The organism is Pseudomonas sp. HP_08 (assembly GCF_055284095.1).
Genome location: NZ_JBTOQC010000019.1, coordinates 34947 through 60910, shown reverse-complemented (window position 1 = coordinate 60910; position 25964 = coordinate 34947). Strand labels below are relative to the sequence as shown.

Below are 25964 nucleotides of genomic sequence, written 5' to 3'. Positions count from 1 at the left end.
TGAACATCCCTTGCGGGATAACTACAAAGAGGGGTATGTAACCCCCCGGTTCTAAAAACAGGCGCCAGTATTGCTGCCAGTCATTACAAAAAAGTGGCAATGTAGTGGCATGTCCGTGACAATCCTGTTTCAGGCTGAAGGCTCAAGAGGCTTGAGATAGAGCGGTCCGCATGTGCAAGGCGTGTATAAACCTGACCGATCGGTAATACTCGGGCCCTGCCTGAACACCGGGGGAGAAGCTGATGTCCGTTGAAGTTGTCGACAGCCTGAGCCGCGTGACTGCCGCCCAATGGGACGCATTGCTGCCCGATGCCCAGCCGTTTTTGCGCCATGCTTTTTTAAGTTCGCTGGAAGACAGCGCCAGCCTGGGACCGCGTTCCGGCTGGCGTGCCGAGCACGTGCTGCACCTTGAGCAAGGCGAACTGATTGCCGCGTTGCCGGCGTACCGCAAGCGCCATTCCTACGGCGAATACGTGTTCGATCACGGCTGGGCCGATGCCTGTCGCCGCGCCGGCATTGCCTATTACCCCAAGCTGCTGGTAGCGGTGCCGTTCAGCCCGGTCAGCGGCGCGCGGGTGCTGGCCCGAACGCCTGAGGCCGGGATGGCCTTGCTGGAGGGTTTGCCGGGTTATCTGCACGCTCAGGGCCTGTCCAGCGCCCACGTGAACTTCACCGACCCGCACGCCGATGCCTTGCTGGCCACACAACCCGGCTGGTTGCAGCGCTATGGTTGCCAGTACCACTGGCACAACCGCGGCTACCGGGACTTTCAGGACTTTCTCGACGCCTTGAGCTCGCGCAAGCGCAAGCAGATGCGCAAGGAGCGCGAGCAAGTGGCGGGGCAGGGCATCGAGTTCGAGTGGCTCGACGGCGCGCAGATGAATGAAGCGCTGTGGGACTTTGTCTACGCCTGCTACAGCAACACCTACGAGGTGCGCGGCCAGGCGCCGTACCTGACCCGCGAATTCTTCAGCCTGCTGGGCGAACGCATGCCCGAGGCGATTCGCGTGGTGCTGGCGCGCCAGGGCAATCGCCCGGTGGCCATGGCCTTCAGCCTGGTGGGCGGCGGCAGCTTCTACGGGCGCTATTGGGGTTGCCTGGCCGAATTCGACCGGCTGCATTTCGAGACCTGCTTCTACCAGGGCATGGACTACGCCATCGCCGACGGCCTGCAACGCTTCGACGCCGGCGCACAAGGCGAGCACAAGTTGATCCGTGGCTTCGAGCCGCAGATCACCCATTCCTGGCACTACCTGCTGCACCCGGGCCTGAAAGAGGCGGTGGCGGATTTCCTGGAGCAGGAACGGGTAGGGATTCTGGCCTACGCCGAAGAGGCCCGCGGCGCGTTGCCGTATCGACAAGACTGATTCAGGGTCCGCGTCTGATCATGCACACATACAGGGAGACGTTTTGAAAAAGCTGGCAGGGATCTTACTGGGTAGCGCCTTGATCACAGGCTGCGTAGGGCATTATCAGCAACCGGATGCGCAGGCGCCTCACGCTGTTCTTGAAGCGATCGAGGGTGAGAACCAACTGATATTCAGTGGGTTTCATGGCTACTGGGCTTACCACGATGCCGACTGTACCGACACTGAAGAAACAGGCGTTTTAGGTACCCGAAAGGCGGATACAACCGAGCGTTTTCTGCTTAAACCGGATCGGCGCATCTTTGTAAGTGTCATGACCTCAGGAGGTTTGAGACAGACCGACGGCTACTACAGCGTTGCCTGTCTAAACGTAGGCAGTTTCATTCCGTCTACCGGCGCGACTTATCAGGTTCGCCAGAGGGTCGAGCCGGACACGTGCGCGCTGAGCATCATCGATGCCCGAACAGGCAAAGCTCCCGAGAGCTTTCGTCGCGAGCAGATAACAGAAGGCTGCCGCTGACACAGCGCTGACGCGCAGCAAACATGGCCCTGTAGGAGCGCGCTTGCCCGCGACCGGCTGCGTTAGCAGTCGTAAATTTTCAGCGTTTCTGAAATTTTGCGAGCGCTGGCGCACTCGGTCGCGGGCAAGCGCGCTCCTACAAATGTGTCCGGTCAGGTTCAATCCACCCCGACAAATCCGCCTGTCTGATGCTGCCACAGCCGTGCATACAGCCCGCCATGGGCCAGCAGTTCGCTGTGGCTGCCCATTTCCACGACCCGGCCTTTATCCAGCACCACCAGCCGGTCCATGCGTGCAATGGTCGACAAACGGTGGGCGATGGCGATCACGGTCTTGCCTTGCATCAGGGTTTCCAGGCTTTCCTGAATCGCCGCTTCAACCTCCGAGTCGAGTGCCGAGGTGGCTTCGTCCATGATCAGGATCGGCGCGTCCTTGAGCAGTACCCGCGTAATCGCGATGCGCTGGCGCTGGCCGCCGGACAGCTTGACCCCACGTTCGCCGACGTGCGCATCGAAGCCGGTACGGCCCTGCGCGTCGGACAATAACGGGATGAACTCATCAGCCTTGGCGCGGTGCACCGCTTCCCAGAGTTGCTCCTCGGTGGCGCCGGGATTGCCGTACAGCAGGTTGTCGCGAATCGAGCGGTGCAGCAGCGAGGTGTCCTGAGTGATCATGCCGATCTGCGCGCGCAGGCTTTCCTGAGTGACTTCGGCCACATCCTGGCCATCGATCAGAATCTTCCCGCTCTGCACGTCGTACAAACGCAGCAGCAGGTTGACCAGCGTCGACTTGCCCGCGCCGGAAGGGCCGATCAGGCCGATTTTCTCGCCGGGACGGATGTTCAGGTCCAGCCCCTGAATGATTCCGCGGCCATTGCCGTAGTGGAAATCCACAGCGTCGAATTTCACCCCGCCCTGGCTGATCGCCAGTTGTTTTGCGCCAGGCTTGTCGTTGACCGCCACCGGCTGCGAGATGCTTTCCAGGCCGTCCTGCACGGTGCCGATATTTTCGAAGATGCCGTTGACCACCCACATGATCCAGCCCGACATGTTGACGATGCGGATCACCAGGCCGGTGGCCAGGGCGATGGCGCCCATCGAAATCAGCGACTGGGTCCACAGCCACAAGGCAAGACCAGTGGTGCCGACGATCAGCAGCCCGTTCATGCTGGTGATCACCGTGTCCATGGCAGTGACCACGCGGCCGGCCAGTTGGGTCTTTTCAGTCTGTTCGGTGATGGCTTCACGCGCGTACTGCTGCTCGTGATTGGTGTGGGCGAACAGCTTGAGGGTGGTGATGTTGGTGTAGCCGTCGACGATGCGGCCCATCAGTTTGGAGCGCGCATCGGAAGCGTCCACCGAGCGCTGCTTGACCCGTGGCACGAAGTAGGCGAGGGCCAGGATGTAGGCGAAGATCCACGCCACCAGCGGGATGACCAGTCGCCAGTCGGCTTCGGCGAACAGCACCAGGGCGCTGATCGAATAGATCAGCACGTGCCACAGGGCATCCATGGCCTGCACCGCCGAGTCGCGCAGCGAGTTGCCGGTCTGCATGATGCGCTGGGCAATGCGCCCGGCGAAATCGCTCTGGAAAAAGTTGATGCTCTGCTTGAGCACATAGCGGTGGTTTTGCCAGCGGATCAGGCTGGTCATGCCCGGACCGATGGTCTGGTGCACCAGCAGGTCGTGTAGGCCGACGAAGATCGGCCGCAGCAGCAGGGTGACCACCACCATCCAGATCAGCTCGTTACGGTGGCGGCTGAAAAATTCCGCCGGTGGCGTGTTTTGCGCAAGGTCGATGATCCGGCTCAGGTAGCTGAACAGCGCGACTTCGATCAAGGCGACGATCAGGCCGACCACCAAGAGGGCGGCAAATGCCGGCCAGACCTGGCGCAAGTAATGAAGGTAAAAAGGCAGGACCCGATTGGGCGGTGCAGCACCGGGATCTTCCCGGAAAATGTCGATTAATTGCTCGAAACGACGATAAAGCATCAGCATGACGCCCACATCAGTGGGCTCTCCTTGAGGGTGGGAAAGATTCCCGTCCGGCCCGCCTTGTCGGCAAGGCGGGCCGGCCCCCGATCACTCCACGCGCTTGGCGGACTTGATCAGGATCGGGTCGATTGGCACGTTCTGCATGCCTTTCTGAGTAGCGGTACGGGCATTGACGATCTGGTCGACGACCTCCATGCCCTTGGTGACCTTGCCGAACACGGCGTAACCGTAGTCACGCACGCCGTTGTCGAGCATTTCATTGTCATTGGTGTTGATGAAGAACTGGCTGGTGGCCGAGTTCACGCTGGACGTACGCGCCATGGCGATGGTGCCGCGCACATTCTTCAGGCCGTTCTGAGCCTCGTTCTTGATCGGGTCCTTGGTGGACTTCTGGTTCATTTCACGGGTAAAGCCACCGCCCTGGACCATGAAGCCCGGGATCACGCGGTGGAAGATCGTGTTGCTGTAGAAGCCGCTGTCGACATAGCCGAGAAAGTTCTGGGTGCTGATCGGCGCTTTATCATCGGCCAGTTCCAGTTCGATCTGGCCGAAGCTGGTGTCGAGCACGACGTGCGTCCTCTTGGCGGCAGGCTCGGCAGCCATCAGATTGGCCGAGAACAACACGGTGCAGGCAGCGAGGGCGAGGGTCTTGAACATGAGGCAGTGAGTCCTTCAGTGGTGGTATCGACTGGCCGGCAAGCAAATCACGTTTGGCCGGGCTTGCCCAGCCCGATACACCTGATCTGTGCTGTCAGACTCGAAGTGCGCCAATGAATTCCAGCACGATGCGGTTGAAGTCCTCGGGCTGGTCCAGCGGCGTGGCGTGGCGGGAATTGTCGATGACCACCAGGCGCGCATTGGGGATCAGCTTTACATAGGCCTGTTTTATGGCGACCGGCGTGTAGTCACGGTCGGCGCTGACCACCAGTGTCGGGCAGGTGATGCGCGACAGTCGCTCTTGCACGCCCCAGCCGACGATGGCATCGAAACTGGCCAGATAGGCACGCTTGTCGTTACGCGCCCAGCGCTCGGCGATCTTGCGGCGCAAATCACTTTGCTCAGGGTGTGGAAACAGCAACTTGCCCAGCGCCTTGCCCAGCGTCTGCATGCTCATGACCCGCGCCAGGCTCCAGCGCTTGAACCACTGCCAGACATCATTGGCACCACGCACCTTGACCTGCGGCCCGCTGTTGACGATGCACAGGCTCTTGAGCAACTGCGGCTGATCCACCGCCAGTTGAAAGCCGACCATGGCGCCCATCGACAGGCCGACCAGGTGCACCGGTCCCAGGTGCAAGTGCTCGATCAACGCTTCGACATCGGCACTGAACGCCTTGATGCTGTAGCGCTCGCGCGGTTTGTCCGAGCGCCCGTGGCCGCGTAAATCCAGGGTAATGACCCGGTAATGGGCGCTGAACGCCGGAATCTGGTATTCCCAGTCCAGGCCACTGGAGCCCAGACCGTGCAGCAGCAGGAGCGGGACGCCCTGGCCATATTCTTCGTAGTGCAGCGAGCAGTCGTTGTGTTCGAAAAAGGCCATGCGTCCATCTCCTAGGCTTGGGGTGGCGCTGCGAACGGCGCACTCAGCGGCGCGGTGTCAAAGGTGCGGATCAGTTCGATCAGAATCTGTGTCGCCGGGCCCAGCGGTTTGTCCTTGCTGGAGTAAAGATAGAACGCCGGGTTGCGCGTGCCGCCTTTATCCAGCGGCAAAGGCTTGAGCACGCCGTCGCGCAGCTCGCGTTCGATCATGTGCCGGGGCAGCCAGGCAAAGCCCAGGCCGCTGCTGACAAAGGTGGTCGCGGTGCCGAGGCTGCCGACGGTCCAGCGCTGTTCGGCGCCCAGCCAGCCGACATCCTTGGGTTGCTGGCGGCCCGAATCGCGGATCACCACTTGCAACTGCGATTCCAGATCCTGAAAGGTCAACTCGCGGTTGGCCTGGTGCAGCACATGCTCGGGGTGCGCCACGGCGACAAATTCCACCGTGCTCATTTCCGTGCCCAGATAGCCTGGGATATTGAAGCCGCTGATTGCCAGGTCTGCCACGCCTTCGAGCAAGACTTCTTCGACACCCGACAATACTTCTTCGCGCAGCCGCACCCGACAGCCCCGGCTTTGCGGCATGAACGCGGTCAGGGCGCGGACAATGCGCGCGGTCGGGTAGGCGGCATCGACCACCAGGCCCACTTCGGCTTCCCAGCCTTGCTCCATGTGGTGGGCAAGGTCTTCCAGCTGGCTGGCCTGCTTGATCAATTGCCGCGAACGGCGCAGCAGCACGGCACCGGCTTCGGTCAGCACCGCCTTGCGCCCGTCGATGCGCAACAGCGGGACGCCGAGTTGCTCTTGCATGCGCGCCACGGTGTAGCTCACCGACGACTGCGAGCGGTGCGTGGCCTCGGCGGCCTGGGCAAAACCGCCGTGATCGACCACCGCCTGCAAGGTGCGCCATTGATCGAGGGTTACACGCGGGGCTTTCATCGGCTCGGACTCCAGTGTGGGGAGAGGGAAATGTCTGGGTTGTAGGCCGGCAGGTTAGTCCAATAGAACAGATTGTTCGATGGGTTTAAGCCGGTTTTTGCGCTTTTTTATCGATAGGTCGATGATTAAGCTGTGCTCCATCAACTCGACACTCATTTAGATAGATGGAGCACTTCACATGTCCCGCGTACTGATCATCGAAAGCAGCGCCCGCCAACAGGATTCGGTCTCCCGCCAACTGACCCGTCAGTTCATCGAACAGTGGAAAGCCGCGCACCCTGGCGATGCGATCACAGTACGTGACCTGGCGGTTAACCCGGTTCCGCACCTGGACGCGACCCTGCTGGGCGGCTGGATGAAGCCTGAAGATCAACGCGACGACACCGAACAGGCCGCGCTTGAGCGCTCCAACCTGCTGACCGATGAACTGCTGGCCGCCGACGTCGTAGTGCTGGCCGCGCCAATGTACAACTTCGCGATTCCCAGCACCCTCAAGGCCTGGTTCGACCATGTACTGCGTGCCGGCGTGACCTTCAAATACGGCGAAACCGGCCCGCAAGGCCTGCTGACCGGCAAACGCGCCTTTGTTCTGACCGCTCGCGGCGGCCTGTACACCGGCAGCAGCCTGGACCACCAGGAACCGTACCTGCGTCAGGTGCTGGGTTTTGTCGGCATCCACGACGTGACCTTCATCCACGCCGAAGGCCTGAACATGGGCGGCGAGTTCAGCGAGAAAGGCCTGAACCAGGCGCTGGCCAAACTGGCCGAAGTGGCTTGATGGGTTCCTGATTCAACGTAACGACTCCCTTTGGTACCTGTGCTCCTGGGTACGTAACCCGATCAATCGCCTGCTGGCGGTTGATCGGGTTTTTTGTTGCAAGGGCCAGTGATTGTTCATGGACAGCGCCTTGCCCAACCCGCTAAGGTCGCCTCCGTTCATCCGGGGGCACTCATGATTTATCTACTTATCGTCACGCTGATCCAGGCGTTTTCCTTCAGCCTGATCGGCGTTTATCTGGCCGGGCATGTCGACAGTTACATCGCCGTGCTGATCCGCGTGCTGCTGGCGGGGCTGGTGTTCATTCCCCTGACGCGCTGGCGTCAGGTCGAGCCCGGTTTCATGCGCGGCATGCTGTTGATCGGCGCCTTGCAGTTCGGCATCACCTACGTGTGCCTGTACCTGAGCTTTCGCGTGCTGACGGTGCCGGAGGTGCTGCTGTTCACCATTCTGACGCCGCTGCACGTGACCCTGATCGAAGACGCCATGAACCGGCGCTTCAATCCCTGGGCGCTAGTCGCGGCAATGGTAGCGGTGCTGGGCGCGGGAGTGATTCGCTACGACGGGCTGGACGGCGATTACCTGGGCGGCTTCCTGCTGCTGCAACTGGCTAACTTCACCTATGCCGCAGGGCAGGTGCTGTACAAGCATCTGGTCGCGCGCTATCCCAGTGACCTGCCGCATTACCGGCGTTTCGGCTACTTCTATCTGGGGGCGCTGGCGGTGGTGCTGCCGGCGTGCCTGGCGTTCGGCAACTTTCAACATCTGCCGGAGGCGCCGCAGCAGTGGCTGGTGCTGGTATTCCTGGGGCTGTGCTCCACCGCGCTGGGCATGTACTGGTGGAACAAAGGCGCCTGCCTGGTACACGGCGGCACCCTGGCGGTGATGAACAACCTGCATGTGCCGCTGGGGCTGTTGGTCAACCTGCTGATCTGGAACCAGCACGAGGACTACACCCGCTTGCTGATCGGCGGCGCAGTGATTGTCGGTTCGGTGTGGATCAGCCGCCTGGGCGTACGCCGCGAGCCGGTGGCGTCGCGGCTGTCCTGAAAGACAGCCGCGACTTGAAGCGCTATCAGCGATAGCGTTCCAGCCAGTGCGCGTACGGCGCCGGCAAGGTCCAGGAAGCCTTGTCGACCCCCAGCTCTTTAGCGGCAAAGTAGGCCCAGTGCGGATCGGCCAGGTGCGCGCGGCCTACGGACACCAGGTCCAGCTGGCCGGCCTGCACGGCTTCGTTGGCCAGTTGCGGGGTGCCAAAGCCCCACGCCGAGGTCACCGGGATACCGGCTTCGCGGCGTACTTGCTCGGCAATCGGCCCCATGAACGCAGGCCCCCACGGAATGTTGGTTTCAGCGATGGTGAAACCGACGCTGACGCTGAGCAGGTCCAGGCCGCCGGCCTTGAAGCGGCGCGCCAGTTCGATGGACTCGCTGAGGGTCTGCTCGTCGCGACCGTCGTATTCGATCACGCCGAAACGGGCGGTGAGCGGCAGGTTTTCCGGCCACACTTCACGCACCGCCGCCAGGGTTTCGAGCAGGAAGCGGCTGCGGTTGTCGAAGCTGCCGCCGTAGGCATCGGTGCGCTGGTTGCTGTGTTCCGAGAAGAAGCTCTGGCCCAGATAACCGTGGGCAAAGTGCAGCTCAATCCACTCAAAGCCGACATCGCGAGCGCGGCGGGCAGCGTCGACGAAGTCCTGTTTGACCTGAGCGATGTCATCCAGGGTCATGGCGCGTGGCACGTTAGGCAGGTGGTGACCGAAGGCGATGGCCGACGGCGCAATGGTCTGCCAGCCGCGTGGATCGCCTTGGGCGATATGGTCGTCACCTTCCCACGGGCGATTGGCGCTGGCTTTGCGACCGGCATGGGCGATCTGGATGCCCGGCACGGAGCCGGCGGCCTTGATGGCCTTGACCGCCGGAATGAACGCCTGGGCCTGCGCGTCGGTCCAGATACCGGCACAGCCCGGCGTGATACGCCCCTCAGGTGCTACGGCCGTGGCTTCGACCACCACCAGCCCCGCACCGCCGCGCGCCATGCTGGCCAGGTGCACGTGGTGCCAATCGTTGACCACGCCTTCTTCGGCGCTGTACTGGCACATAGGCGGGATGGCGATTCGATTGCGCAGGGTCACGTCTTTGAGCTTGAAGGGCTCGAACAGTGCAGACATGTAAAACTCCAGGGGTCAGGTTTGATTCGGTAGTTCGATAGTATTCGAAATATGGCGCGGATTGAACCCCCTCGTTATCATGGCGCCCATGAGAACCTTCAAACACCCCGCCATCCAGGACTTCGTCCTCGAACGCTTGCTCTATGCCTTGAGCGATCCGGTGCGCATGGACATCGTCCGCCATCTTGCCCGCGTCGATGAAGCCAGCTGCGGCGAACTGGACGGCGGTCGGCCCAAATCCAGCATGTCCCATCACTTTCGCGTGCTGCGCGATGCAGGGCTGGTGCACACGCGCAATATCGGCACCACGCACATGAATTCATTGCGCAAGGACGAATTGAGCGAGCGGTTTCCGGGGTTACTGGACGCGATTTTGAAGCAGCGATAAGGCCTCGGGCAGCGTGGCGTGCCTGACCTGAGTGCGCTGATCTGTATGAAGCTGATCTGTATGAAGACAGACGCGACCCTCTTGTCGAGGGCCGCCGTCATCAGGCTTCAGACACTCTTCAACTGCCACCGCCTGCACCGCCACCTGCGCCACCACCGCTCGAACCGCCGGTGCCGCCGCCACTTGTACCGCTACCACTGGTGCCGCCCATGCCGTCACCGCCATTGCTGGAGCCGCCCGCGCCGGTGGCGCCGCCAGGGCCTGCGCTGCCGGCATCAGTGGCGTTACCTGCGCCAGTGCTAGGGGCAGTGCTGCCGCTGCTGGTCCCGTCGGTATTGCCACCGTTATCAGTGGTCGAACTGGGGTTCATGGTGCCAGTCGGCGCACTTGGATTGACCGTGGTCCCCGGCGTCTGGGTACTCGAAGGGCTGGTGCTTGTGCCGTTCATGTTAGTGGCGGCAAAGCTCAGGGGGGTGAAAACGCCCAGGCATAACGCCAGGGCAAGGTGTTGAGGACGAATCGATTTCATGGTGAGACTCTCCTTGTTAATCACCTATGATTCGGCCGTTACCGTGGCCTGCGGTGCCGTGCAGGCGACGGATGGTCATGTATTTATATCGCGCCCGCCTATGAACCAATGCGCTGCAAATGACTCCATCCCAGCCTCAGGGACGTGACCATTGGCGTAATAAAGACCATGCAGATCAAACTTAAAGCGTTGTGCCGTTTTGCCGCCTTCGCTGTTATTGCATTGCCCCTGTCAGGCTGTGTGTCAGAGCTGATCAGTGCCAGACAACAGGCGATCGACCCGCCGTTGCAGATCACCATTCGGGTACTCGATGATGATGGCCAGCCCATTGCCGATACGGTCGCACTCGCCACACAGTCTCTTGATGTAGGAGAGAAACTGTTCTGTATGAACCTGTTTGGCGGGACCTGCAGAAAGTTCTGGAACATGCACGTTTTCAAAGGTGAAGTAGGCCCTGATGGTGAAGAGACGTTTACCGTGAAATACGCCACCCAGATGACTGTCCAAGTGGCCCTTCCTTGTGCTGACCCCAAGGGTTATCGCGGGTATTTCACCCGCCATATCAAATGGCAAGATCTTTCAACGCAGCGAGTCTTCATCATGGAACGTGATTGGGATCCTGCAAGAGGCTACTACGTCGGCTCTCTGCCTTGCGCCACAACAACTCCGCCGCTCAAGGGCTGGAATGATTATTTCTGATATAACTCCGTCCCCCCTTCTAGGGCGTGACCACTGGCGTGATAAAGACCATGAAGATCAAACTTAAAGCGTTGGGCCTCTTTGCCGCCTGTGTGGTTATCGCCGTGCCCCTGGCAGGCTGTGTGTCAGAGTTCATCAATGCCAGAAAGCAGGCGATCGACCCTCCTGCGCAGGTCACCCTTCGGGTACTCGATGAAAATGGCCAGCCCATTCCTGACACGATTGCGATGGTCAAACAGGATCTTGTGGTGGGGCAACAGCTGTTCTGTCTGGGCATACTCGGCACCCATTGCGACAAGTACCGCGACATTTACATTTTCAAGGGCGGTCTCGGCAGTGATGGCGAACAGCATGTTGAAGTGAAGTACGCCAGCTTACTGACTGTCATCGTGGCTCTTCCATGCCGTGATCCCCAAGAGAGTCGTCGGTATTTCAGTCGCCAGATTGAATGGAAGGCCGCTTCAAAAGAGCGGGTGTTAATCCTGAGTAATAATAAGGACCCGCAAAACGCAACGCGCGTCAGTTACTTACCCTGCTACAGCACGCCCACGCCCTTTGAAAGCGGGAGTGATTATTATTGATGCCTGTTGCCCTGGCGCCTGACCGGCGTCAGATAAGCCTGATGACAACTTTGCCCTTGGCCCTGCCTTGTTCCACATAGCTCAACGCTTCGGCTGTGGCGTCGAAAGGGAAGGTTCGGTCAATCACCGGTTTGATGATTCCAGACTCGACAAGCGCGGTGATTTTCTTCAGTTGTTCGCCGCTCGCCCGCATGAAAACAAAGGCGTATCTGACGCCTTGTTTGCGCGCTTTTCTGCGCACGCCGCGGCTTAACAGGCGCATCACCCAACCCAGTCCCCAGAACAGTTTTTGCTCCTGCGCAAACGCTGGCGTCGGTGGTCCCGAGATGGACACAAGCTGGCCTTCCGGTTTGAGAGTCCTGAGTGATTTTTCAAGTTCGACAGGACCGAGACTGTTCAGAACAACGTCGTAGTCGCGCAGGATGTCTTCGAAGTGTTGCTGCTTGTAGTCGATGACGACATCCGCGCCCAACGCTTTGACCCACTCCACATTAAGCGTGCTGGTGGTTGTCGCCACGAAGGCCCCCAAGTGCTTTGCAAGCTGGATGGCAACCGTGCCGACGCCACCGGAACCTGCGTGGATAAACACTTTCTGGCCCTTTTTCAATCGGGCTGTTTCAACCAGCGTCTGCCAGGCGGTCAGCGCAACCAGGGGCAGGGCGGCGGCTTGTTCCATGCTGATGTTTTCAGGTTTAAGCGCAACGGCGCTTTCCTCTATCGCAATGAACTCGGCAAACCCGCCGATGCGCCCTTGTGGCGGCCGGGCATACACTTCATCGCCCGGTTTGAAGTCGCGCACATTCGGCCCCACACCGACCACGACGCCGGCCAGGTCATTACCCATGATCAACGGCAATGCATACGGCAGGATCAGTTTGAATTCGCCTGTGCGAATCTTCGAATCCAGCAGGTTGACGCTTGCGGCATGCACTTGAATCAGGACGTCATTGGCGCCTGTTTCAGGCACCGGCAACTCGGCAATACGTCCTTGGGTTTTTCCGTAGCGGTCGATAACAAAGGCTTTCATCGTGATTCGGCTTGATAGCGCGGGGCAACAGTCGATTGCCGGATATCAGCCAGCAAGCCCTGGCGAGCAGCCTGCAGGGCATCCCAATGAGCGGCGTCTTGTAGCGGTGGAATGGTCACTGGTTCGCGACGATCAAACCCGGCCAGCGCTGCATCGACCAGATCGCTCACGTCCATGATTTCGCTCAAGGTGTTGATATCGATACCCGAGCGCTCCCAGATTTCCGTACGGGTGGCGGCTGGCAGAACGGCTTGCACGTAGACGCCTTTGGGCAAGAGCTCAAGGCTCAGCCCTTGCGACAGGAACAGCACAAACGCCTTGGTCGCACCGTAGACGCTCATGCCGAATTCCGGTGCCAGGCTCACGACCGAGCCAATGTTGATAATCGCGCCGTTCCCTGCTTGTGCAAGGCGCGGGGCGATGGCGCTGGCGAGTCGCACCAGTGCGGTGGTGTTGAGCGCGACCAGGTTGGCAACGCTGTCGGTGGATTGCTCGATGAAGTTGCCGGATTGAGCGGCCCCGGCGTTATTCACAAGGATGCCAATGCTGGCGTCATCACGCAGGCGAGCTTCGACGGTCGACAACTCACTGAGTTGCGTCAGGTTCGCCTGAATCACATCAACGACAACGCCGTGTTGTTCGCGCAGCCGCGAGGCAAGGATATCCAGGCGGTTCTGGTCGCGGGCAACCAGCACCAGATTGTGACCGCGCTGGGCAAAACGCTCGGCATAAACAGCGCCGATACCAGTCGAGGCGCCGGTGATAAGAACGGTTTGAAGAAGGCTCATGAATGGATGCTCTGGAGTGGTGGTCGGTAAGTGATTTGGCCTTATGATGTTGATCATCATCTAAAGTGTCAATCTTTTTGATTATGACTGACATCAAAAAAGGCTCGGACCGTTGTCTGACGCAGCGAAGAGGAGAGTGAGGAAAATGACCAAGACGCAATCGCTCGCCAACCGGACGCCTGGCGTACACATGGTTTCAGAGCGGTTTCATGAGCTTGGTCGGGATGGCGGGAGAAGGGCGGAACTGATGGAGACTGCGCATGCAATCGGCGCAGTCATGCGCGGATGAAGCGCCTTTGGCAGGTGAAATACCTGATGTTTGCTGTACCGGGATCCAGAGGCAGAACAAGTCAATCAGACGGGCGCCCTGCTCAAAGGACGCTTGAAGCCGGAAACAGGATGCGCCCCTGTAGGGCTAATGCCGATCAGTTAAGACGGTTTTCGCCGATATTTCGTCTGGCACCGAATCTGACAGATCGCGAACAGATAAGGAGCGAGCGTAGAGCTCGCGAAAGGGCCCGTGAAATCCACATATCCGCCGTGTCTGTACCATAGCATTCGCGAGCTTGCGCTCACTCCTGCGAGGCCGTGTTGTCTTTAACTGATCGGCATTACCCTTAACCCTGCCGCACCAGATGCGGCGCCTCAGCCTCGGTCTTCTCCAGCGTCACCTCAGGCGCCGGCAACGCCAGTCCGCCCACCGCAGGCTCCCTTCCCGACAGCCCCATGCGCATGTCCGCGCCGCTCGGCTGTTGATACAAGCTCAAGCCAAACTCCGGCAGCACCGCCAGCAGGTAGTCGAAGATATCGCCCTGAATCCGCTCGTAGTCAGCCCACACCACGGTGCGGCTGAAACAGTAGATTTCCAGCGGCACGCCGTGTTCGGTGGCGGCCATCTGGCGGACCATGCAGGTCATGTCCTGGTGCACTTCGGGGTGGTTTTTCAGGTAGGCCAGTGCGTAGGCGCGGAAGGTGCCGATATTGGTCATGCGCCGGCGGTTGGCCGATAGCGCTGCGACGTTGCCCTGAGCGTGGTTCCAGGATTTGAGTTCGGCCTGTTTGCGCAACATATAGTCGGTCAGCAGGCGCACGGTGGAGAACTTCTGTTCTTCTTCATCGTTGAGAAAGCGGATGCCGCTGGTGTCGATGAACAGGCTGCGCTTGATGCGCCGGCCGCCCGATTGCTGCATGCCGCGGTAGTTGCGAAACGACTCCGACATCAGTCGCCAGGTGGGAATCGAGACGATGGTTTTATCGAAATTCTGCACCTTGACGGTGTGCAGGGTGATGTCGACCACATCGCCGTCGGCGCCGACCTGCGGCACTTCGATCCAGTCGCCGACGCGCAGCATGTCGTTGCTGGTCAGTTGCACGCTGGCCACGAACGACAGCAGGGTGTCTTTGTAGACCAACAGAATCACCGCCGACATTGCACCCAGACCGGACAGCAACAGCAGCGGCGAACGGTCGATCAGGGTGGCGATGATAATGATCGTGGCGAAGATGTAGAGAATCATCTTGGCCAGTTGCACATAGCCTTTGATCGAGCGGGTTCGGGCGTGCACGGTGCGCGCGTAGATATCCAGCAGCGCATTGAGCGAGGCGCCGATGGCCAGGGTCATGAACAGGATGGTGAACGCCAGGGCGATATTGCCGATCACGTTCTTGCCGGCAGCGCTCAGGTCGGGCACCAGATTGAGGCCGAACTGGATGACCACCGACGGGATCATCTGCGCCAGGCGATGGAAAACCTTGTTGTGGCGCAGGTCGCTGATCCATTGCAGCGCGGGTTTGCGGCCCAGCGCCTTCATGCTGTAGATCAGCATGAAGCGCGCCAGACGGCCCAGCAGCAAGGCGGTGATCAGCAGCAGCGCCAGTGACAGGCCGGCATTGATCACGGGGTGCTTGTCGAGCAGATCCCAGAGTTTCTGCAGGCGCAGGGTAAGGGTTTGAATCTCCATTGCGGCAACACGATTCCGGTGGTGAAAGAAGGGTGACGATTAGAACATCCATAGCGCCTTGATGACAGGCGAGGGCCTGCAAGGTCATACAAACGTCATGATCGCTCAAGGTTTTGCCTTTTCAGGCAGGTGCGATATGGACTACTTTCTGGCCTGGATGCTCAAACCAGGGACTGTATTTTGTTCAACGTTCGACCTGCCTGTGTAATCACCCTTGCGTTACTGACGCTGACGTCTGCCAGTGCCGACGATCATTCCTCTGCGCCTGAGCAATTGCCACTGCCGCCCGAAATTGCCAGCGGCTATCGGTCAGACATGCTCGCCGTGCAGTCCTCGAAACACATGGCTGCCGCCGCCAACCCGCTGGCCACTGCGGCAGGCCTGCAAATGCTGCGTGCCGGCGGCAGCGCCATCGATGCGGCGGTGGCGATGCAGGCGGTGCTGACCCTGGTCGAGCCGCAATCGAGCGGCATTGGCGGCGGTGCTTTTCTGATGTATTCAGACGGGCAGTCGGAAGGGCAGCGAGTGCAGGCCTTCGATGGCCGTGAAACCGCCCCTGCCGGCGTCGACGAAAACCTGTTCCTACAGGCCGACGGCAAGCCGATGGCGTTCAACCAGGCGCGCATCGGCGGGCGTTCGGTGGGCGTGCCCGGCGTGCTCAGGGCCTTGAAACTGGCGCATGAGCAGCACGGCAAGCTGCCTTGGCGCGACTTGTTCGAGCCGGCCATCCGTCTGAGTCGCGAGGGCTTCCCGATTTCCCCGCGCCTGTATACGCAGCTCGCTGCCAGCCGCTTCATCAAGGACTCGCCCGAGATGGCGCGCTATTTTCTTGATGCCAATGGCGAGGCAAAACCGGTCGGCAGCCTGCTGAAAAACCCGGCGCTGGCCGAGACCTTCGAAGCTATTGCCAAGGACGGTCCCGATGCGTTCTATCGCGGCGCCATTGCCGAAGCGATCGTCAGCAAGGTTGGCAGTCATCGCAACCCCGGCACACTGAACCTTGCCGACCTTCAGGGTTATAAGGCCAAAGAGCGCACGCCGGTGTGCGCCGACTACAAGCGCTGGAAAATCTGCGGCATGCCGCCGCCGTCCTCGGGCGGCATTGCGGTGGTGCAGACGCTGGGCATCCTTGACGCGCTGCAGCGTCAGTCGCCGCGGTTTGATCTGGCGTCCATGCGGCCCACGGCCAGTGATTCTGCGGCGCGCCTTGAGCCTGCGGCAGAGGCGGTGCACCTGCTGGCCGAGGCGCAGCGCCTGGCGTTTGCCGACCGGGCGCTGTACCTGGCCGACAGCGATTTCATTCCGGTCAACGTACAAGGCTTGACCGACAGCGGCTATCTGGCCGGGCGTGCCGCCCTGATCGGCAACCAGAGCATGGGTCGGGCGCAGGCCGGGACACCGCCGGGGCTGAAGGTGGCCTACACACCTGACCGCTCGCCGCTGCGCATTTCGACCTCGCACCTGACCGCTGTCGACGATCAGGGCGGCGCGATTGCCATGACCACCTCGGTGGAGGCGGGGTTTGGCTCGCACATCATGGTCAACGGCTTTTTGCTGAACAATCAGTTGACCGATTTCTCGTTCATCCCGCGTGAGGCCGGTAAACCAGTCGCCAACCGCATCGAGCCCGGCAAGCGGCCGCTGTCGTCCATGGCGCCGACGCTGGTGTTCGACAAGGCCAGCGGCGAACTGCTGGCCACGGTCGGTTCACCTGGCGGCTCGCAGATCGTCGAGTACGTCAATAAGACCCTGATCGGCCTGCTGGACTGGCAGCTCGATCCGCAGGCGGCGGTCAACCTGCCCAACTTCGGCAGTCGCAATGTCGGCACGGAAGTGGAGGCCGAACTGATCAGCGACGGCGTGATCGAGCAACTCAAAGCCCGTGGCCACGACGTCAGGCCCATGCACATGACCAGCGGCACCCAGGTGATCATGCGCACCGCCAACGGCTGGTCAGGCGGCGCCGACCCGCGTCGCGAGGGCAGTGCGGCGGGGGATTGAAGGCACAATTCACGGCGGTTCGGGCAACAAAATCCACCTGCGGCACTAAAGAAACTCGGCCCCGAGGCTCGAAACCGTTACGATACGCGACTGTATTTTTGTATTCCGTCGAGGTAGCACCCGTGTTTTCCGAATTAGCCCTGCACGAACGCCTGCTCAAAGCTGTGGCCGAGTTGAAGTTTGTCGAGCCTACGCCTGTGCAGGCAGCGGCCATTCCCCTGGCCTTGCAAGGGCACGATCTGCGGGTGACGGCGCAAACCGGCAGCGGCAAGACCGCCGCTTTCGTACTGCCAATCCTCAATCGCCTGATCGGCCCTGCCCGTGTGCGGGTCGACATTCGTGCGCTGATCCTGCTGCCGACCCGCGAGCTGGCGCAGCAGACCCTCAAGGAAGTCGAGCGCTTCTCGCAGTTCACTTTCGTCAAGGCCGGCCTGATCACCGGTGGCGAAGACTTCAAGGTTCAGGCAGCGATGCTGCGCAAGGTGCCGGACATCCTCATCGGTACGCCGGGGCGCATGCTCGAGCACCTGAATGCCGGCAACCTGGACCTGAAACTGGTCGAAGTGCTGGTGCTCGACGAAGCCGACCGCATGCTCGACATGGGCTTTGCCGAAGACGTCGAGCGTCTGTCCCAAGAATGTGCCCAGCGCCAGCAGACCCTGCTGTTCTCGGCCACCACCGGCGGCGCCGGCCTGCGCGAAATGGCGCAGAAGGTTCTCAAGGACCCGCAGCACCTGCAGCTCAACCGGGTCAGCGAGCTGGCCACCGGTACGCGCCAGCAGATCGTGACGGCCGACCACAACGTACACAAAGAGCAGATCATCAACTGGCTGGTGGCCAACGAGACCTACCAGAAGGCGATCATCTTCACTAACACCAAGGCCATGGCCGACCGTCTGTACGGGCGTCTGGTCGCACAAGACCTCAAGGCCTTTGTGCTGCACGGCGACAAGGACCAGAAGGACCGCAAGGCCTCCATCGAGCGCTTCAAGCAGGGCGGCGCGAAGATTCTGGTCGCCACCGATGTCGCGGCCCGTGGCCTGGACATCGACGGCCTGGACCTGGTGATCAACTTCGACATGCCGCGCAGCGGCGATGACTACGTGCACCGTATCGGCCGCACCGGTCGTGCCGGTGGCGAAGGCCTGGCCATCTCGCTGATCTGCCATGGCGACTGGAACCTGATGTCGAGCATCGAGCGCTACCTCAAGCAGACGTTCGAGCGCCGCGTGATCAAGGAAGTCAAAGGCACCTACGGCGGACCTAAAAAGGTCAAGGCCTCGGGCAAGGCCGTTGGCGTGAAGAAGAAAAAGACCGACGCCAAGGGCGACAAGAAGAAAACCACCGCCAAAGGCCCGAACAAGCGCAAGACGGTCAACCGTCCAAAGCCTGATTCGCTGGTCAGCGAAGACGGCATGGCACCGCTGAAAAAGCGCAAGTCCCCGGCGCCTGCCGCTGAGTGATGTCGGGCGGCATACGCCGCCTGCCATCCGGCAACCCGCTTGAACGCCGCGCATTCCCCTCTGTCACAACCCATGAGGCCACCCATGACCGGACGTCATGGGGCCATTAATCCATGCGGGACGGAGGGTTTGCACCATGGCTTACAACTGGGACCTTATCGAACGACTGCTACACGAAGTACAGAATGGCGCCGACGAAGCATTCAAGCCGCGCCAGTACGCCACCGATCATGCCCAGGCTCAGGCCGTACAGGGCGAGCCGCAGGACAACCTCGACCAGCTCAAGGCCGAAGCCTCGCGGCTTGAAGCGTTACTGGTCGAACGTGGCTATATCGAATCCAGGCCTCAGGAAGAGGGCGGCACCGGCAGCAATTTCATCCTCACCCCGCGCGGTGCCAGCCTGTTGGCGATGATCGACAGCAGCATCCCCGGTAACGACCACCCGCGTCAGGTGCTGGATGAGCAGGCCGATGCCCTGGACCCTGCGACCTTCGACGAAGTCGCGACCAAACCACAAGTGGCCTGATCAGGAAGCGCGTGCGGCCTTCAGGCAATCCAGGTCGTTGAAGTCCTTGCGCATGTCATCGATACGCCGCAGCAGCCGTTGACGCTGCTCCGGCGTGCTTTGCGCATACACATCCACCACCAGATTGATCGCCGCCTGTTCGGTGCGGTCGTAGGCTTCGCGGTAATCCTGGGTCCAGAAGGTTTGCCGGTCTTGCAGCAAGGCGGTAATGCGCGGGGCGAAGTCGCTCTGGTTGCGTTGTTGCACGGCGGTCAGGAAGCGGCTCTGCCAGCTGGCGCGGTTAGCCAGCCAGGCCTGGTTCTGCTCGCCCAGTGACGCCGACCATTGCTGCACGCGGGCTTTCTGCACGGTATTGAGCGAGCCCATCCATGGCGACAGGCGTTTTTCCATGCGCTCGGCGCGCTCGGCGATCTGCTTGTCCAGCGGCTGGTTCAGGTATTGCTTCTGGCGCTTGGCCTGGTCGCGCTCGAACGCTTGCTGCATCTCCTGTACCTGGCGGTCGTCCAGCTTGCCCAGCAATTCCACGGCCGACGGCGTGACCTGCTGTGCAATGCGGGCGATGGCCTGTTCCGCTTCACGGGTGCGGGCCTGCAGCCCGGCGGCGGTCACCTGATCGTCGCGAACCATCTGCTCCAGGCCGTCGAGCCAGGTCAGGTAGCCGGGCAATTGCGTGCTGCAATGCCATTGCAGGTGCTGCTTGAGGCGTTCGTCGAGCCAGTCTTTCTGCTCGCCCCGCACCTTCAGATAGTCATTGAGCGACCACGGAATGATCATGTCCAGATTGCGGTAAGCAAGGCTCACCTGGCTGCAACCGGTCAGTAACGACACGGCGAGCAATAACGTAACGAGGGCTTTCGACAGGTACTCCATGACCGCTCCTTGATCGACTGGCTGTCCAATAGAGGGCAGCGCACACAAGGCAGTTCCATGGATCTCAGAACAGCGCGCGTACCGCCTTGATGGTGAAGGTCTGCTCGCAGCGCGGATTGTGTCCGCTGTAGACGTTGCAGCTGTCGCCCGACAGGCTCGAGCCGCTATAGATCAGGTTCATGTCGATGCCCAGCCAAGGCCGCGACAGCTTCAGCGACCAGTCGTTGAAGCCGCCGATCAGGCTGCCGTCGCTGGCGATCTGGGTGGTGTCGAACTGGTGAGTGGCGTACTGCATGCGCACGTTCATGCCCAGGCGCTCCAGGCTGCCGAGGTCGACGAACAACGTGCTGTTGCGCACCCCGACGTCGTCGCTGTAGGCAGCCCCCAGGCGACTGTCGAGTACGCGCAGGCCGGCGTAGAACTCGTGGCTGTCGATCTGGCTGGTTTCGGGGTAGCTGTAGCGAATCATCCCCAGTTCGTAACCCAGGGTCTGATCGAAGGGCTTCTTGAAGCCCATGTAGGAATCCAGTTCCAGATCGCTTTCAGGCACCAGGCCCATATTGGGCGACCACTGACCGATGTACAGGCCGCTCTCGTGGGTCAGGTCCAGACCGCCATGAAACGCTTCGGAGCCGCCGCTGGGCGCCACCAGGCCCTGGGCCATGGTGCGCGTCGGCGTGGTGCCGACTTTCAGGCTGAAATCGCCCAGGCTGCGCTCTAAAACCTGAGCAGCAGCGGGCTGACTAAGCAACAGGGCACCCAACAAGGGCGCCAGTGATCGAAAAACGAGCATGGCTCACTCCAGGAGAGGGCAAGGAGTGGAAAAAGAAAGCGGCAAGTTATGCGCTGCAAGCCTCAAGCTAGAGCCGTGCCAGCATACCGGCGAAATATTGCAGGGTATGACCGTTCGTCGATCCGCGTTTAAATCAGCGTTTAAATCAGCGTTTAAATCAGTGCGACGCAGTCATCTCGGTGCGGGGAATCACCAGGCCGCGAATCACCACCAGCGCCTGCTCGAACGACGGATAGCCGCTCTTGGCCACATCCAGTTCAGCGTACTGGTCGCGCCAGTAGGCGGCCTGTTTTTCGTCACGGGTCGTGAGTTGTTGCGAGAGCAGGGCGATCGCCAGTGGATGGCGATGCCTGGCCGCAGTTTCCAGCAGCGCGATGATGGGTTCTGGCTCGGCCTGTTCACGAATCAGCAGCACGGCCTGGTAAAACTGGGCCTCGCCCGAAGCATCGGTCAGGGCGGCGCGGCGCAGCATCGCCTCGGCCAGTTCGTAATTTTCGCGGTCGGCCTGGCTGATCAGCAGCTTGGCCTGGAGCATGTCGTTCTGGTACAGCAGTTGTCCTGCCCGGCACTGGTCCGAGGGTGCGTCGCCGGCGGCGGCCTGGTCGCGGCCGTATTGGCAAGGCGACGAAGCACAGCCGCTCAACCCGATCAATGCAGCCAACAGCATCCAGTTTTTCATCACACAATTCCGCCGAGGAGATTGCCGAAAGGTCGTGTGACCTTTGCTTCCTGTTTCCTGACCAGCAGATTAGCAGCCTGTACGGGAAAGTCGCCAGCGCAGTGCCATACTGCGTGGCCATCAGATGCGCAGAATGGCACCTCAATGAAAATCGCCTGGCAAAACCGGTTAGAATGCGCGTCACGCAATCAGGGTATCGGCACATGGCTTTAATCGGGCGCTTCAACAGCTTGCAAATCGTCAAGCACACCAACTTCGGTCTGTATCTGGACGGCGGCGCGGACGGCGAAATCCTCCTGCCTAACCGCTACATCCCGAAGGACACGCCCACCGAGGTCGATGACTGGCTGAACGTCTTCATCTACCTGGACAGCGACGACAAGCTGATTGCCACGACCTTGAAGCCCAAGGTTCAGGTCGGCGGCTTTGCCAGCCTCAAGGCGGTGCAGGTCAACAATATCGGGGTGTTCCTCGACTGGGGCCTGCCCAAGGACCTGCTGCTGCCGTTCTCTGAAGAAAAGCGCCAGATGGAAGCCGGTGAGTATTGTGTGGTCCACGTGTATCTGGACAAACACACCAAACGTATCACCGCCACCTCGCGGCTGGACCGCTATCTGGACAAGACCCCGGCCAACTACAGCGCAGGGCAAGCGGTCGACCTGTTGGTGGTCGAGGCCACCGACATGGGCTTCAAGGCGATCATCGATAACCGCCACTGGGGCCTGATCCACAAGAACGAAGTGTTCAAGTTCCTGCGTCCGGGCATGCAAGAGAAAGGCTTCATCAAGCAAGTGCGCGATGACGGCAAGATCAGCCTCAGCCTGCAACCGGTGGGCAGCGAGGCGGCCGACGGCTTGTCGGGGCAGATCCTGGCGCGCCTGCGCGACAATCAGGGCGTATTGCCGGTCAACGACAAGAGCGACCCGAAGGTCATCAGCGATCTGTTCGGCGTCAGCAAGGGCAACTTCAAGAAAGCCATTGGCGGCTTGTACAAGCAGGGCCTGATCGTGATTCATCCAGACCGTATCGAGCTGGTGTAAAGCGCTTCACTGCAAGAGCGCGTCGATCTCCCGGGTCAGGCGTTGCAAGGGCAGGGTGCCATTGAGCACCTGAGCCTCTGCCAGCGGCTGATCGGCGCGGCGCAGCAGCAGCGCCGGCACGGCACGCAGGCCCAGGTCATTGGCCAGGCCTTCATCGGCCAGTACGCTGGCGCTGTATTGTTCCTGTAGCAGAGCCTCTTGCAGCGCATGTGAATCCAGCCCGGCCTTGTCGGCCAGTCGCAGCAGGATGTCTGTCTCGCCGATGTTTTGGCCCTGCTCGAAAAACGCTCTGAACACCGCCCGGTTGAACGCCTCGAAACCGCCGTGGGCGCGCGCAAAGGTCGCCGCTTCCAGCGCTTTGCGGCTGTGCGGTTGTACCGGCGGAATCTTCATGTGCAACTGACGCTTGTCGGCCATGGGCAACACCGCCCGTGACCAGGTCATGCGCAGGTGTTCGGCGCACGGGTCTGGCGTATCAAGGGGCTCGGGGCGCAGTTCGAATGCGTGCCAGGACCATTGGATGGAGGTGCCGTAAAGCGTCTGGAGCTGTTCGAGCACCGGCAATTGCAGGTAGCTGAAAGGGCAGACGTAATCACTCCATACGTCGACCCTGAGGGTATTAGGCGTACCGATGTTCATGGGTAAGGCTCCGTGGCGGCTCCTTACGAGTGACTGCCTTGTTCCGGGAAAAGTCCGGTTATTTGCAAGATTGTGTTACGAACGGCACGGGCGGCGCTTTCACACCTGCACAAACACCGCAAATCCGAGCTGAGTGCCTGACGGGCGCAAATCCTTGAGGTAGGAGTCACGGTCCGCGCTCAGCTCCAGGCTGATGGTCGCCTTGCGCTTGCCCTCGTTGCGCACTTCAAGCCCGGCAATACGGGCGCGCAGGAACGAGGTTGGCACCTTCACATGCAACAACTGCTCAGGCTCTGGCGTGTGCAGCAGCAGGTTCAGCCATTCGAGGCTTTTCAACTGGCTGACGGGCAGGTCGAACCACCAGATATTGCGCCGTGGGTCGAGCACGGCAAAGTAGCTGTTGTCGGCGTTCAGCACGGTGCCTGCCTGTTTCTGGTTCTCGGCAAGTTGCTGGTTACGGCGATCAATGGCCTGCTTTTTATCGAGCTTCATAAGGTTTTCCGGAAAATTCATACAATCTGTGCGGGCCCAAGCGCCCGTCGCTGGCGCGTATTGTGGCATAAGCGCCTGCATGAAGTTGTCGCCGTCAGCGGATGAACGGAAAACGGATCGTGCAAATAATTGAAACTCTGTGCGAAGGCCTCGGGTCCATGATTTTGTCGGCTTCATAACGACATCCTTCTTACGATGCGGGCCCAGCGGCCCAGGAGAGTCCTCATGAGCAGCACCAGCGATAAAGCCAAAGGCCTGGCCAACGAAGCGATCGGCAATGTCAAACAGGGCGTCGGTAAAGTGACTGACAACGACAAACTGCGCGCCGAAGGCAAAGCCCAGGAAATCAAGGGTGAAGGCCAGCAGATCAAAGGCAAGGCTAAAGACGAGATCAAGAAAAGCGTTGATCGTTAATACAGCCGGTCGTATACACCAACCGTCACGGCCGCGTGCAGGCGCCGTGACGGTTACCCTTGCTTGAAACCTTTTGCTGTTATTCAAGTCCATGTGTGCGCTGAAGCTGAATCAGGATGCAAGCGTCCCGACTCAGATAATGCCCGGGCCTTGATCAAGACAACGCCAATCGTCGTGAAGACGTAAAGTATCCGGGTCTGTTCGCGAAAGGAGACGCCATGAATTTTCCCCACATGCACAATTTGTCATTCAGCAAAGTGATGGTCCGTACCGTCAGCGAGTTCATCGATGACGAAATGTCGACCTACGCCTCAGCCCTGGCTTATCAGGCACTGTTTTCGCTGTTCCCCTTCCTGCTGTTCCTGATTGCCCTGATCGGTTTCCTGCACCTGCCGGATTTCTTTTCCTGGCTGCGTTTGCAGTCCGAACTGGTGTTGCCGCCCCAGGCGCTGGAGCAGGTCAACCCGGTGATCGATCAGTTGCAGCAATCCAAAGGCGGGCTGTTGTCGATCGGTATCGTCGTCGCGCTGTGGACCGCCTCGGCGGCGGTGCGCTTGATGATGAGCGCCATGAACGCCGCTTATGACGTGGTTGAAGGCCGCCCGCTCTGGAAGCGTCTGCCACTGTCGATTTTCTACACCATCGGTATCGCCGGCATGTTGCTGGCCGCCGCTGCGTTGATGGTTACCGGCCCTCAGGTCATGAACTGGTTCGCAGCCCATCTGGGCATCGAGGAGTTCATCGTCACCTTGTGGACGATCATGCGCTGGCCGTTGATCATCCTGCTGATGATGATTGCCGTGGCCCTGATCTATTACGTCATGCCGGACGTCAAACAAGAGTTTCGCTTCATTACTCCAGGTTCGGTATTGGCGGTGGTGGTGTGGATTATCGCCTCGCTGGGCTTTGCCTATTACGTCAAGACCTTTGCCGACTACAACGCTATGTACGGCAGCATCGGGGCAATCATTGTGCTGTTGCTGTTTTTCTATATCTCGGCGGCCGTGCTGCTGTTGGGTGCAGAGATGAATGCGGTGATCGAGCACATGTCCCAGGAAGGCAAGGACAGTGGCGAGAAAGTGCCTGGCGACGGCGGCTTAGAGGCTTCCAGCCCTGAAGAGCCAGGAGTGGGCGGCGCGCACACGCAACCGCATGCCTGAGCCTGCAATCGACGCCCGGAATGTGTCAGGATTGCGCTTTGTCTTACAGGATGTTGCCTGATGATCCGCGAGATTCTGAAAATGGGCGATCCGCGTTTATTGCGTATCGCCCCGCCCGTTCCTGAACATCTGTTCGGCAGTCAAGAACTGCAAACCCTGATCGATGACATGTTCGAGACCATGCAAAGCGTGGGCGGCGTAGGCCTAGCCGCGCCGCAGATCGGTGTCGACCTGCAACTGGTGATCTTCGGCTTCGAGCGCAGCGAGCGTTATCCGCAAGCCGAAGCGGTGCCGCGCACCATTCTGCTCAATCCCTTGATCACGCCACTTGAGCCGACCCTTGAAGCCGGCTGGGAAGGCTGCCTGTCGGTGCCCGGCCTGCGTGGGCTGGTCGAGCGTTATGACCGTATTCGCTATGAGGGCTTCGACCCGCAAGGTCAGCCGATCCTGCGTGTTGCTCAGGGCTTTCATGCCCGGGTGGTGCAGCATGAGTGCGATCACCTGATCGGCCGGCTGTACCCGTCGCGGATTACCGATTACAGCAAATTCGGATTTACCGAAGTGCTGTTTCCAGACCTTGACCCCAACGCCGACGACTGACCTGTTGCAAGGA

28 protein-coding genes are annotated in these 25964 nt (G+C 60.4%); 14 read left to right on the top strand and 14 right to left on the bottom strand.

The features are described 5' to 3' along the window. Nucleotides 1–242: 242 nt before the first annotated feature. Together ACYAS9_RS17780 and ACYAS9_RS17775 are read left to right on the top strand one after the other, a co-directional pair. Complete coding sequence (locus ACYAS9_RS17780; protein ID WP_463569582.1) at nucleotides 243–1367, top strand: GNAT family N-acetyltransferase; 1125 nt, start codon at nucleotides 243–245, stop codon at nucleotides 1365–1367. Between the two features lie 43 nt (nucleotides 1368–1410). Continuing rightward, nucleotides 1411–1887: a hypothetical protein gene (locus tag ACYAS9_RS17775; protein WP_463569581.1), complete on the top strand. Its 477-nt coding sequence runs from the start codon at nucleotides 1411–1413 to the stop codon at nucleotides 1885–1887. A 158-nt stretch (nucleotides 1888–2045) separates the two neighbouring features. Here ACYAS9_RS17775 and ACYAS9_RS17770 read toward each other — a convergent pair whose 3' ends face one another. The 4 genes from ACYAS9_RS17770 to ACYAS9_RS17755 form a co-directional block, all read right to left on the bottom strand. After that, the gene (locus ACYAS9_RS17770; protein ID WP_463569608.1) at nucleotides 2046–3878 is read right to left on the bottom strand and encodes an ABC transporter ATP-binding protein; all 1833 of its coding nucleotides are present in this window, start codon (nucleotides 3876–3878) and stop codon (nucleotides 2046–2048) included. 90 nt (nucleotides 3879–3968) lie between these two features. Beyond that, entirely contained in the window at nucleotides 3969–4538 is a 570-nt protein-coding gene (locus ACYAS9_RS17765) for a peptidylprolyl isomerase (RefSeq protein WP_463569580.1), read from the bottom strand. A gap of 94 nt (nucleotides 4539–4632) precedes the next feature. Beyond that, nucleotides 4633–5421 carry an alpha/beta fold hydrolase gene (locus ACYAS9_RS17760; protein ID WP_463569579.1) on the bottom strand — a complete coding sequence of 263 codons (789 nt, stop codon included), beginning with the start codon at nucleotides 5419–5421 and terminating at the stop codon, nucleotides 4633–4635. 11 nt (nucleotides 5422–5432) lie between these two features. Continuing rightward, nucleotides 5433–6356 (bottom strand): LysR family transcriptional regulator, encoded by a 924-nt coding sequence (locus ACYAS9_RS17755; protein WP_463569578.1) that lies wholly within the window; start codon nucleotides 6354–6356, stop codon nucleotides 5433–5435. Nucleotides 6357–6534: 178 nt separating this feature from the next. Between ACYAS9_RS17755 and ACYAS9_RS17750 the strand changes: the two genes are divergently transcribed. Beyond that, on the top strand, nucleotides 6535–7134 hold the full coding sequence (locus ACYAS9_RS17750) for an FMN-dependent NADH-azoreductase (protein WP_463569577.1): 600 nt from the start codon (nucleotides 6535–6537) through the stop codon (nucleotides 7132–7134). 174 nt (nucleotides 7135–7308) lie between these two features. After that, complete coding sequence (locus tag ACYAS9_RS17745; RefSeq protein WP_463569576.1) at nucleotides 7309–8184, top strand: carboxylate/amino acid/amine transporter; 876 nt, start codon at nucleotides 7309–7311, stop codon at nucleotides 8182–8184. Nucleotides 8185–8209: 25 nt separating this feature from the next. Here ACYAS9_RS17745 and ACYAS9_RS17740 read toward each other — a convergent pair whose 3' ends face one another. Then, complete coding sequence (locus tag ACYAS9_RS17740; protein WP_463569575.1) at nucleotides 8210–9301, bottom strand: NADH:flavin oxidoreductase/NADH oxidase; 1092 nt, start codon at nucleotides 9299–9301, stop codon at nucleotides 8210–8212. A gap of 88 nt (nucleotides 9302–9389) precedes the next feature. Between ACYAS9_RS17740 and ACYAS9_RS17735 the strand changes: the two genes are divergently transcribed. After that, nucleotides 9390–9689 (top strand): ArsR/SmtB family transcription factor, encoded by a 300-nt coding sequence (locus tag ACYAS9_RS17735; RefSeq protein ID WP_459749355.1) that lies wholly within the window; start codon nucleotides 9390–9392, stop codon nucleotides 9687–9689. A gap of 118 nt (nucleotides 9690–9807) precedes the next feature. Here ACYAS9_RS17735 and ACYAS9_RS17730 read toward each other — a convergent pair whose 3' ends face one another. Then, nucleotides 9808–10218: a hypothetical protein gene (locus ACYAS9_RS17730; RefSeq protein WP_463569574.1), complete on the bottom strand. Its 411-nt coding sequence runs from the start codon at nucleotides 10216–10218 to the stop codon at nucleotides 9808–9810. A 168-nt stretch (nucleotides 10219–10386) separates the two neighbouring features. Between ACYAS9_RS17730 and ACYAS9_RS17725 the strand changes: the two genes are divergently transcribed. Then, on the top strand, nucleotides 10387–10917 hold the full coding sequence (locus tag ACYAS9_RS17725) for a hypothetical protein (protein ID WP_463569573.1): 531 nt from the start codon (nucleotides 10387–10389) through the stop codon (nucleotides 10915–10917). Nucleotides 10918–10967: 50 nt separating this feature from the next. Then, on the top strand, nucleotides 10968–11498 hold the full coding sequence (locus ACYAS9_RS17720; RefSeq protein ID WP_463569572.1) for a hypothetical protein: 531 nt from the start codon (nucleotides 10968–10970) through the stop codon (nucleotides 11496–11498). 28 nt (nucleotides 11499–11526) lie between these two features. On the opposite strand, the gene ACYAS9_RS17715 is transcribed toward ACYAS9_RS17720, so the two are convergent. From ACYAS9_RS17715 to ACYAS9_RS17705, 3 genes are all read right to left on the bottom strand, one after another. Continuing rightward, nucleotides 11527–12525 carry an NADP-dependent oxidoreductase gene (locus ACYAS9_RS17715; RefSeq protein ID WP_463569571.1) on the bottom strand — a complete coding sequence of 333 codons (999 nt, stop codon included), beginning with the start codon at nucleotides 12523–12525 and terminating at the stop codon, nucleotides 11527–11529. Further along, nucleotides 12522–13313, bottom strand: coding sequence for an SDR family NAD(P)-dependent oxidoreductase (locus ACYAS9_RS17710; protein ID WP_463569570.1), 792 nt, complete (start codon nucleotides 13311–13313; stop codon nucleotides 12522–12524). Before ACYAS9_RS17710 ends, ACYAS9_RS17715 begins: the two co-directional genes overlap by 4 nt. A gap of 617 nt (nucleotides 13314–13930) precedes the next feature. Further along, complete coding sequence (locus ACYAS9_RS17705; RefSeq protein WP_463569569.1) at nucleotides 13931–15274, bottom strand: mechanosensitive ion channel family protein; 1344 nt, start codon at nucleotides 15272–15274, stop codon at nucleotides 13931–13933. A 180-nt stretch (nucleotides 15275–15454) separates the two neighbouring features. Here ACYAS9_RS17705 and ggt point away from each other — a divergent pair, with 180 nt between their 5' ends. The 3 genes from ggt (at nucleotide 15455) to ACYAS9_RS17690 (ending at nucleotide 19264) form a co-directional block, all read left to right on the top strand. Continuing rightward, nucleotides 15455–17275, top strand: a complete 1821-nt coding sequence (gene ggt / locus ACYAS9_RS17700) for a gamma-glutamyltransferase (protein WP_463569568.1) — start codon at nucleotides 15455–15457, stop codon at nucleotides 17273–17275. A 122-nt stretch (nucleotides 17276–17397) separates the two neighbouring features. Next, complete coding sequence (locus ACYAS9_RS17695) at nucleotides 17398–18738, top strand: DEAD/DEAH box helicase (protein WP_463569567.1); 1341 nt, start codon at nucleotides 17398–17400, stop codon at nucleotides 18736–18738. 136 nt (nucleotides 18739–18874) lie between these two features. Then, a complete protein-coding gene (locus ACYAS9_RS17690; RefSeq protein WP_463569566.1) occupies nucleotides 18875–19264 on the top strand; it encodes a transcriptional regulator in 390 nt (129 codons plus the stop codon). Here ACYAS9_RS17690 and ACYAS9_RS17685 read toward each other — a convergent pair whose 3' ends face one another. The 3 genes from ACYAS9_RS17685 to ACYAS9_RS17675 all read right to left on the bottom strand — a co-directional run bounded on the left by ACYAS9_RS17685 (nucleotide 19265) and on the right by ACYAS9_RS17675 (nucleotide 21606). Beyond that, nucleotides 19265–20134: a DUF6279 family lipoprotein gene (locus ACYAS9_RS17685; protein WP_463569565.1), complete on the bottom strand. Its 870-nt coding sequence runs from the start codon at nucleotides 20132–20134 to the stop codon at nucleotides 19265–19267. 64 nt (nucleotides 20135–20198) lie between these two features. After that, a complete protein-coding gene (locus tag ACYAS9_RS17680; RefSeq protein ID WP_463569564.1) occupies nucleotides 20199–20927 on the bottom strand; it encodes a TorF family putative porin in 729 nt (242 codons plus the stop codon). Between the two features lie 157 nt (nucleotides 20928–21084). Then, the gene (locus ACYAS9_RS17675; RefSeq protein WP_463569563.1) at nucleotides 21085–21606 is read right to left on the bottom strand and encodes a hypothetical protein; all 522 of its coding nucleotides are present in this window, start codon (nucleotides 21604–21606) and stop codon (nucleotides 21085–21087) included. A 203-nt stretch (nucleotides 21607–21809) separates the two neighbouring features. On the opposite strand from ACYAS9_RS17675, the gene ACYAS9_RS17670 reads away from it, so the two are divergent. Continuing rightward, entirely contained in the window at nucleotides 21810–22646 is an 837-nt protein-coding gene (locus ACYAS9_RS17670; protein ID WP_463569562.1) for a CvfB family protein, read from the top strand. Nucleotides 22647–22652: 6 nt separating this feature from the next. Here ACYAS9_RS17670 and ACYAS9_RS17665 read toward each other — a convergent pair whose 3' ends face one another. Next, a complete protein-coding gene (locus tag ACYAS9_RS17665; RefSeq protein WP_463569561.1) occupies nucleotides 22653–23285 on the bottom strand; it encodes a DsbA family oxidoreductase in 633 nt (210 codons plus the stop codon). Nucleotides 23286–23384: 99 nt separating this feature from the next. Further along, nucleotides 23385–23777, bottom strand: coding sequence for a hypothetical protein (locus ACYAS9_RS17660; RefSeq protein ID WP_463569560.1), 393 nt, complete (start codon nucleotides 23775–23777; stop codon nucleotides 23385–23387). 225 nt (nucleotides 23778–24002) lie between these two features. Here ACYAS9_RS17660 and ACYAS9_RS17655 point away from each other — a divergent pair, with 225 nt between their 5' ends. From ACYAS9_RS17655 to def, 3 genes are all read left to right on the top strand, one after another. Next, a complete protein-coding gene (locus ACYAS9_RS17655) occupies nucleotides 24003–24191 on the top strand; it encodes a CsbD family protein (RefSeq protein WP_463569559.1) in 189 nt (62 codons plus the stop codon). A 218-nt stretch (nucleotides 24192–24409) separates the two neighbouring features. Continuing rightward, complete coding sequence (locus tag ACYAS9_RS17650; RefSeq protein WP_463569558.1) at nucleotides 24410–25351, top strand: YihY/virulence factor BrkB family protein; 942 nt, start codon at nucleotides 24410–24412, stop codon at nucleotides 25349–25351. 60 nt (nucleotides 25352–25411) lie between these two features. Then, the gene (gene def / locus ACYAS9_RS17645; RefSeq protein ID WP_463569557.1) at nucleotides 25412–25951 is read left to right on the top strand and encodes a peptide deformylase; all 540 of its coding nucleotides are present in this window, start codon (nucleotides 25412–25414) and stop codon (nucleotides 25949–25951) included. The last annotated feature ends 13 nt before the right edge of the window (nucleotides 25952–25964 follow it).

Bases quoted from the DNA above. Each gene is read 5' to 3' on its own strand.
- ACYAS9_RS17780 (WP_463569582.1), top strand. From the start codon at position 243: ATGTCCGTTGAAGTTGTCGACAGCCTGAGCCGCGTGACTGCCGCCCAA.
- ACYAS9_RS17735 (WP_459749355.1), top strand. From the start codon at position 9,390: ATGAGAACCTTCAAACACCCCGCCATCCAGGACTTCGTCCTCGAACGC.
- ACYAS9_RS17675 (WP_463569563.1), bottom strand. From the start codon at position 21,606: ATGAAAAACTGGATGCTGTTGGCTGCATTGATCGGGTTGAGCGGCTGT.
- ACYAS9_RS17765 (WP_463569580.1), bottom strand. From the start codon at position 4,538: ATGTTCAAGACCCTCGCCCTCGCTGCCTGCACCGTGTTGTTCTCGGCC.
- ACYAS9_RS17690 (WP_463569566.1), top strand. From the start codon at position 18,875: ATGGCTTACAACTGGGACCTTATCGAACGACTGCTACACGAAGTACAG.
- ACYAS9_RS17685 (WP_463569565.1), bottom strand. From the start codon at position 20,134: ATGGAGTACCTGTCGAAAGCCCTCGTTACGTTATTGCTCGCCGTGTCG.
- ACYAS9_RS17720 (WP_463569572.1), top strand. From the start codon at position 10,968: ATGAAGATCAAACTTAAAGCGTTGGGCCTCTTTGCCGCCTGTGTGGTT.
- ACYAS9_RS17670 (WP_463569562.1), top strand. From the start codon at position 21,810: ATGGCTTTAATCGGGCGCTTCAACAGCTTGCAAATCGTCAAGCACACC.
- ACYAS9_RS17680 (WP_463569564.1), bottom strand. From the start codon at position 20,927: ATGCTCGTTTTTCGATCACTGGCGCCCTTGTTGGGTGCCCTGTTGCTT.
- ACYAS9_RS17705 (WP_463569569.1), bottom strand. From the start codon at position 15,274: ATGGAGATTCAAACCCTTACCCTGCGCCTGCAGAAACTCTGGGATCTG.
- ACYAS9_RS17740 (WP_463569575.1), bottom strand. From the start codon at position 9,301: ATGTCTGCACTGTTCGAGCCCTTCAAGCTCAAAGACGTGACCCTGCGC.
- ACYAS9_RS17750 (WP_463569577.1), top strand. From the start codon at position 6,535: ATGTCCCGCGTACTGATCATCGAAAGCAGCGCCCGCCAACAGGATTCG.
- ACYAS9_RS17770 (WP_463569608.1), bottom strand. From the start codon at position 3,878: ATGCTTTATCGTCGTTTCGAGCAATTAATCGACATTTTCCGGGAAGAT.
- ACYAS9_RS17660 (WP_463569560.1), bottom strand. From the start codon at position 23,777: ATGAAGCTCGATAAAAAGCAGGCCATTGATCGCCGTAACCAGCAACTT.
- ACYAS9_RS17650 (WP_463569558.1), top strand. From the start codon at position 24,410: ATGAATTTTCCCCACATGCACAATTTGTCATTCAGCAAAGTGATGGTC.
- ACYAS9_RS17725 (WP_463569573.1), top strand. From the start codon at position 10,387: ATGCAGATCAAACTTAAAGCGTTGTGCCGTTTTGCCGCCTTCGCTGTT.
- ACYAS9_RS17710 (WP_463569570.1), bottom strand. From the start codon at position 13,313: ATGAGCCTTCTTCAAACCGTTCTTATCACCGGCGCCTCGACTGGTATC.
- def (WP_463569557.1), top strand. From the start codon at position 25,412: ATGATCCGCGAGATTCTGAAAATGGGCGATCCGCGTTTATTGCGTATC.
- ACYAS9_RS17715 (WP_463569571.1), bottom strand. From the start codon at position 12,525: ATGAAAGCCTTTGTTATCGACCGCTACGGAAAAACCCAAGGACGTATT.
- ACYAS9_RS17665 (WP_463569561.1), bottom strand. From the start codon at position 23,285: ATGAACATCGGTACGCCTAATACCCTCAGGGTCGACGTATGGAGTGAT.
- ACYAS9_RS17655 (WP_463569559.1), top strand. From the start codon at position 24,003: ATGAGCAGCACCAGCGATAAAGCCAAAGGCCTGGCCAACGAAGCGATC.
- ACYAS9_RS17755 (WP_463569578.1), bottom strand. From the start codon at position 6,356: ATGAAAGCCCCGCGTGTAACCCTCGATCAATGGCGCACCTTGCAGGCG.
- ACYAS9_RS17745 (WP_463569576.1), top strand. From the start codon at position 7,309: ATGATTTATCTACTTATCGTCACGCTGATCCAGGCGTTTTCCTTCAGC.
- ACYAS9_RS17730 (WP_463569574.1), bottom strand. From the start codon at position 10,218: ATGAAATCGATTCGTCCTCAACACCTTGCCCTGGCGTTATGCCTGGGC.
- ACYAS9_RS17760 (WP_463569579.1), bottom strand. From the start codon at position 5,421: ATGGCCTTTTTCGAACACAACGACTGCTCGCTGCACTACGAAGAATAT.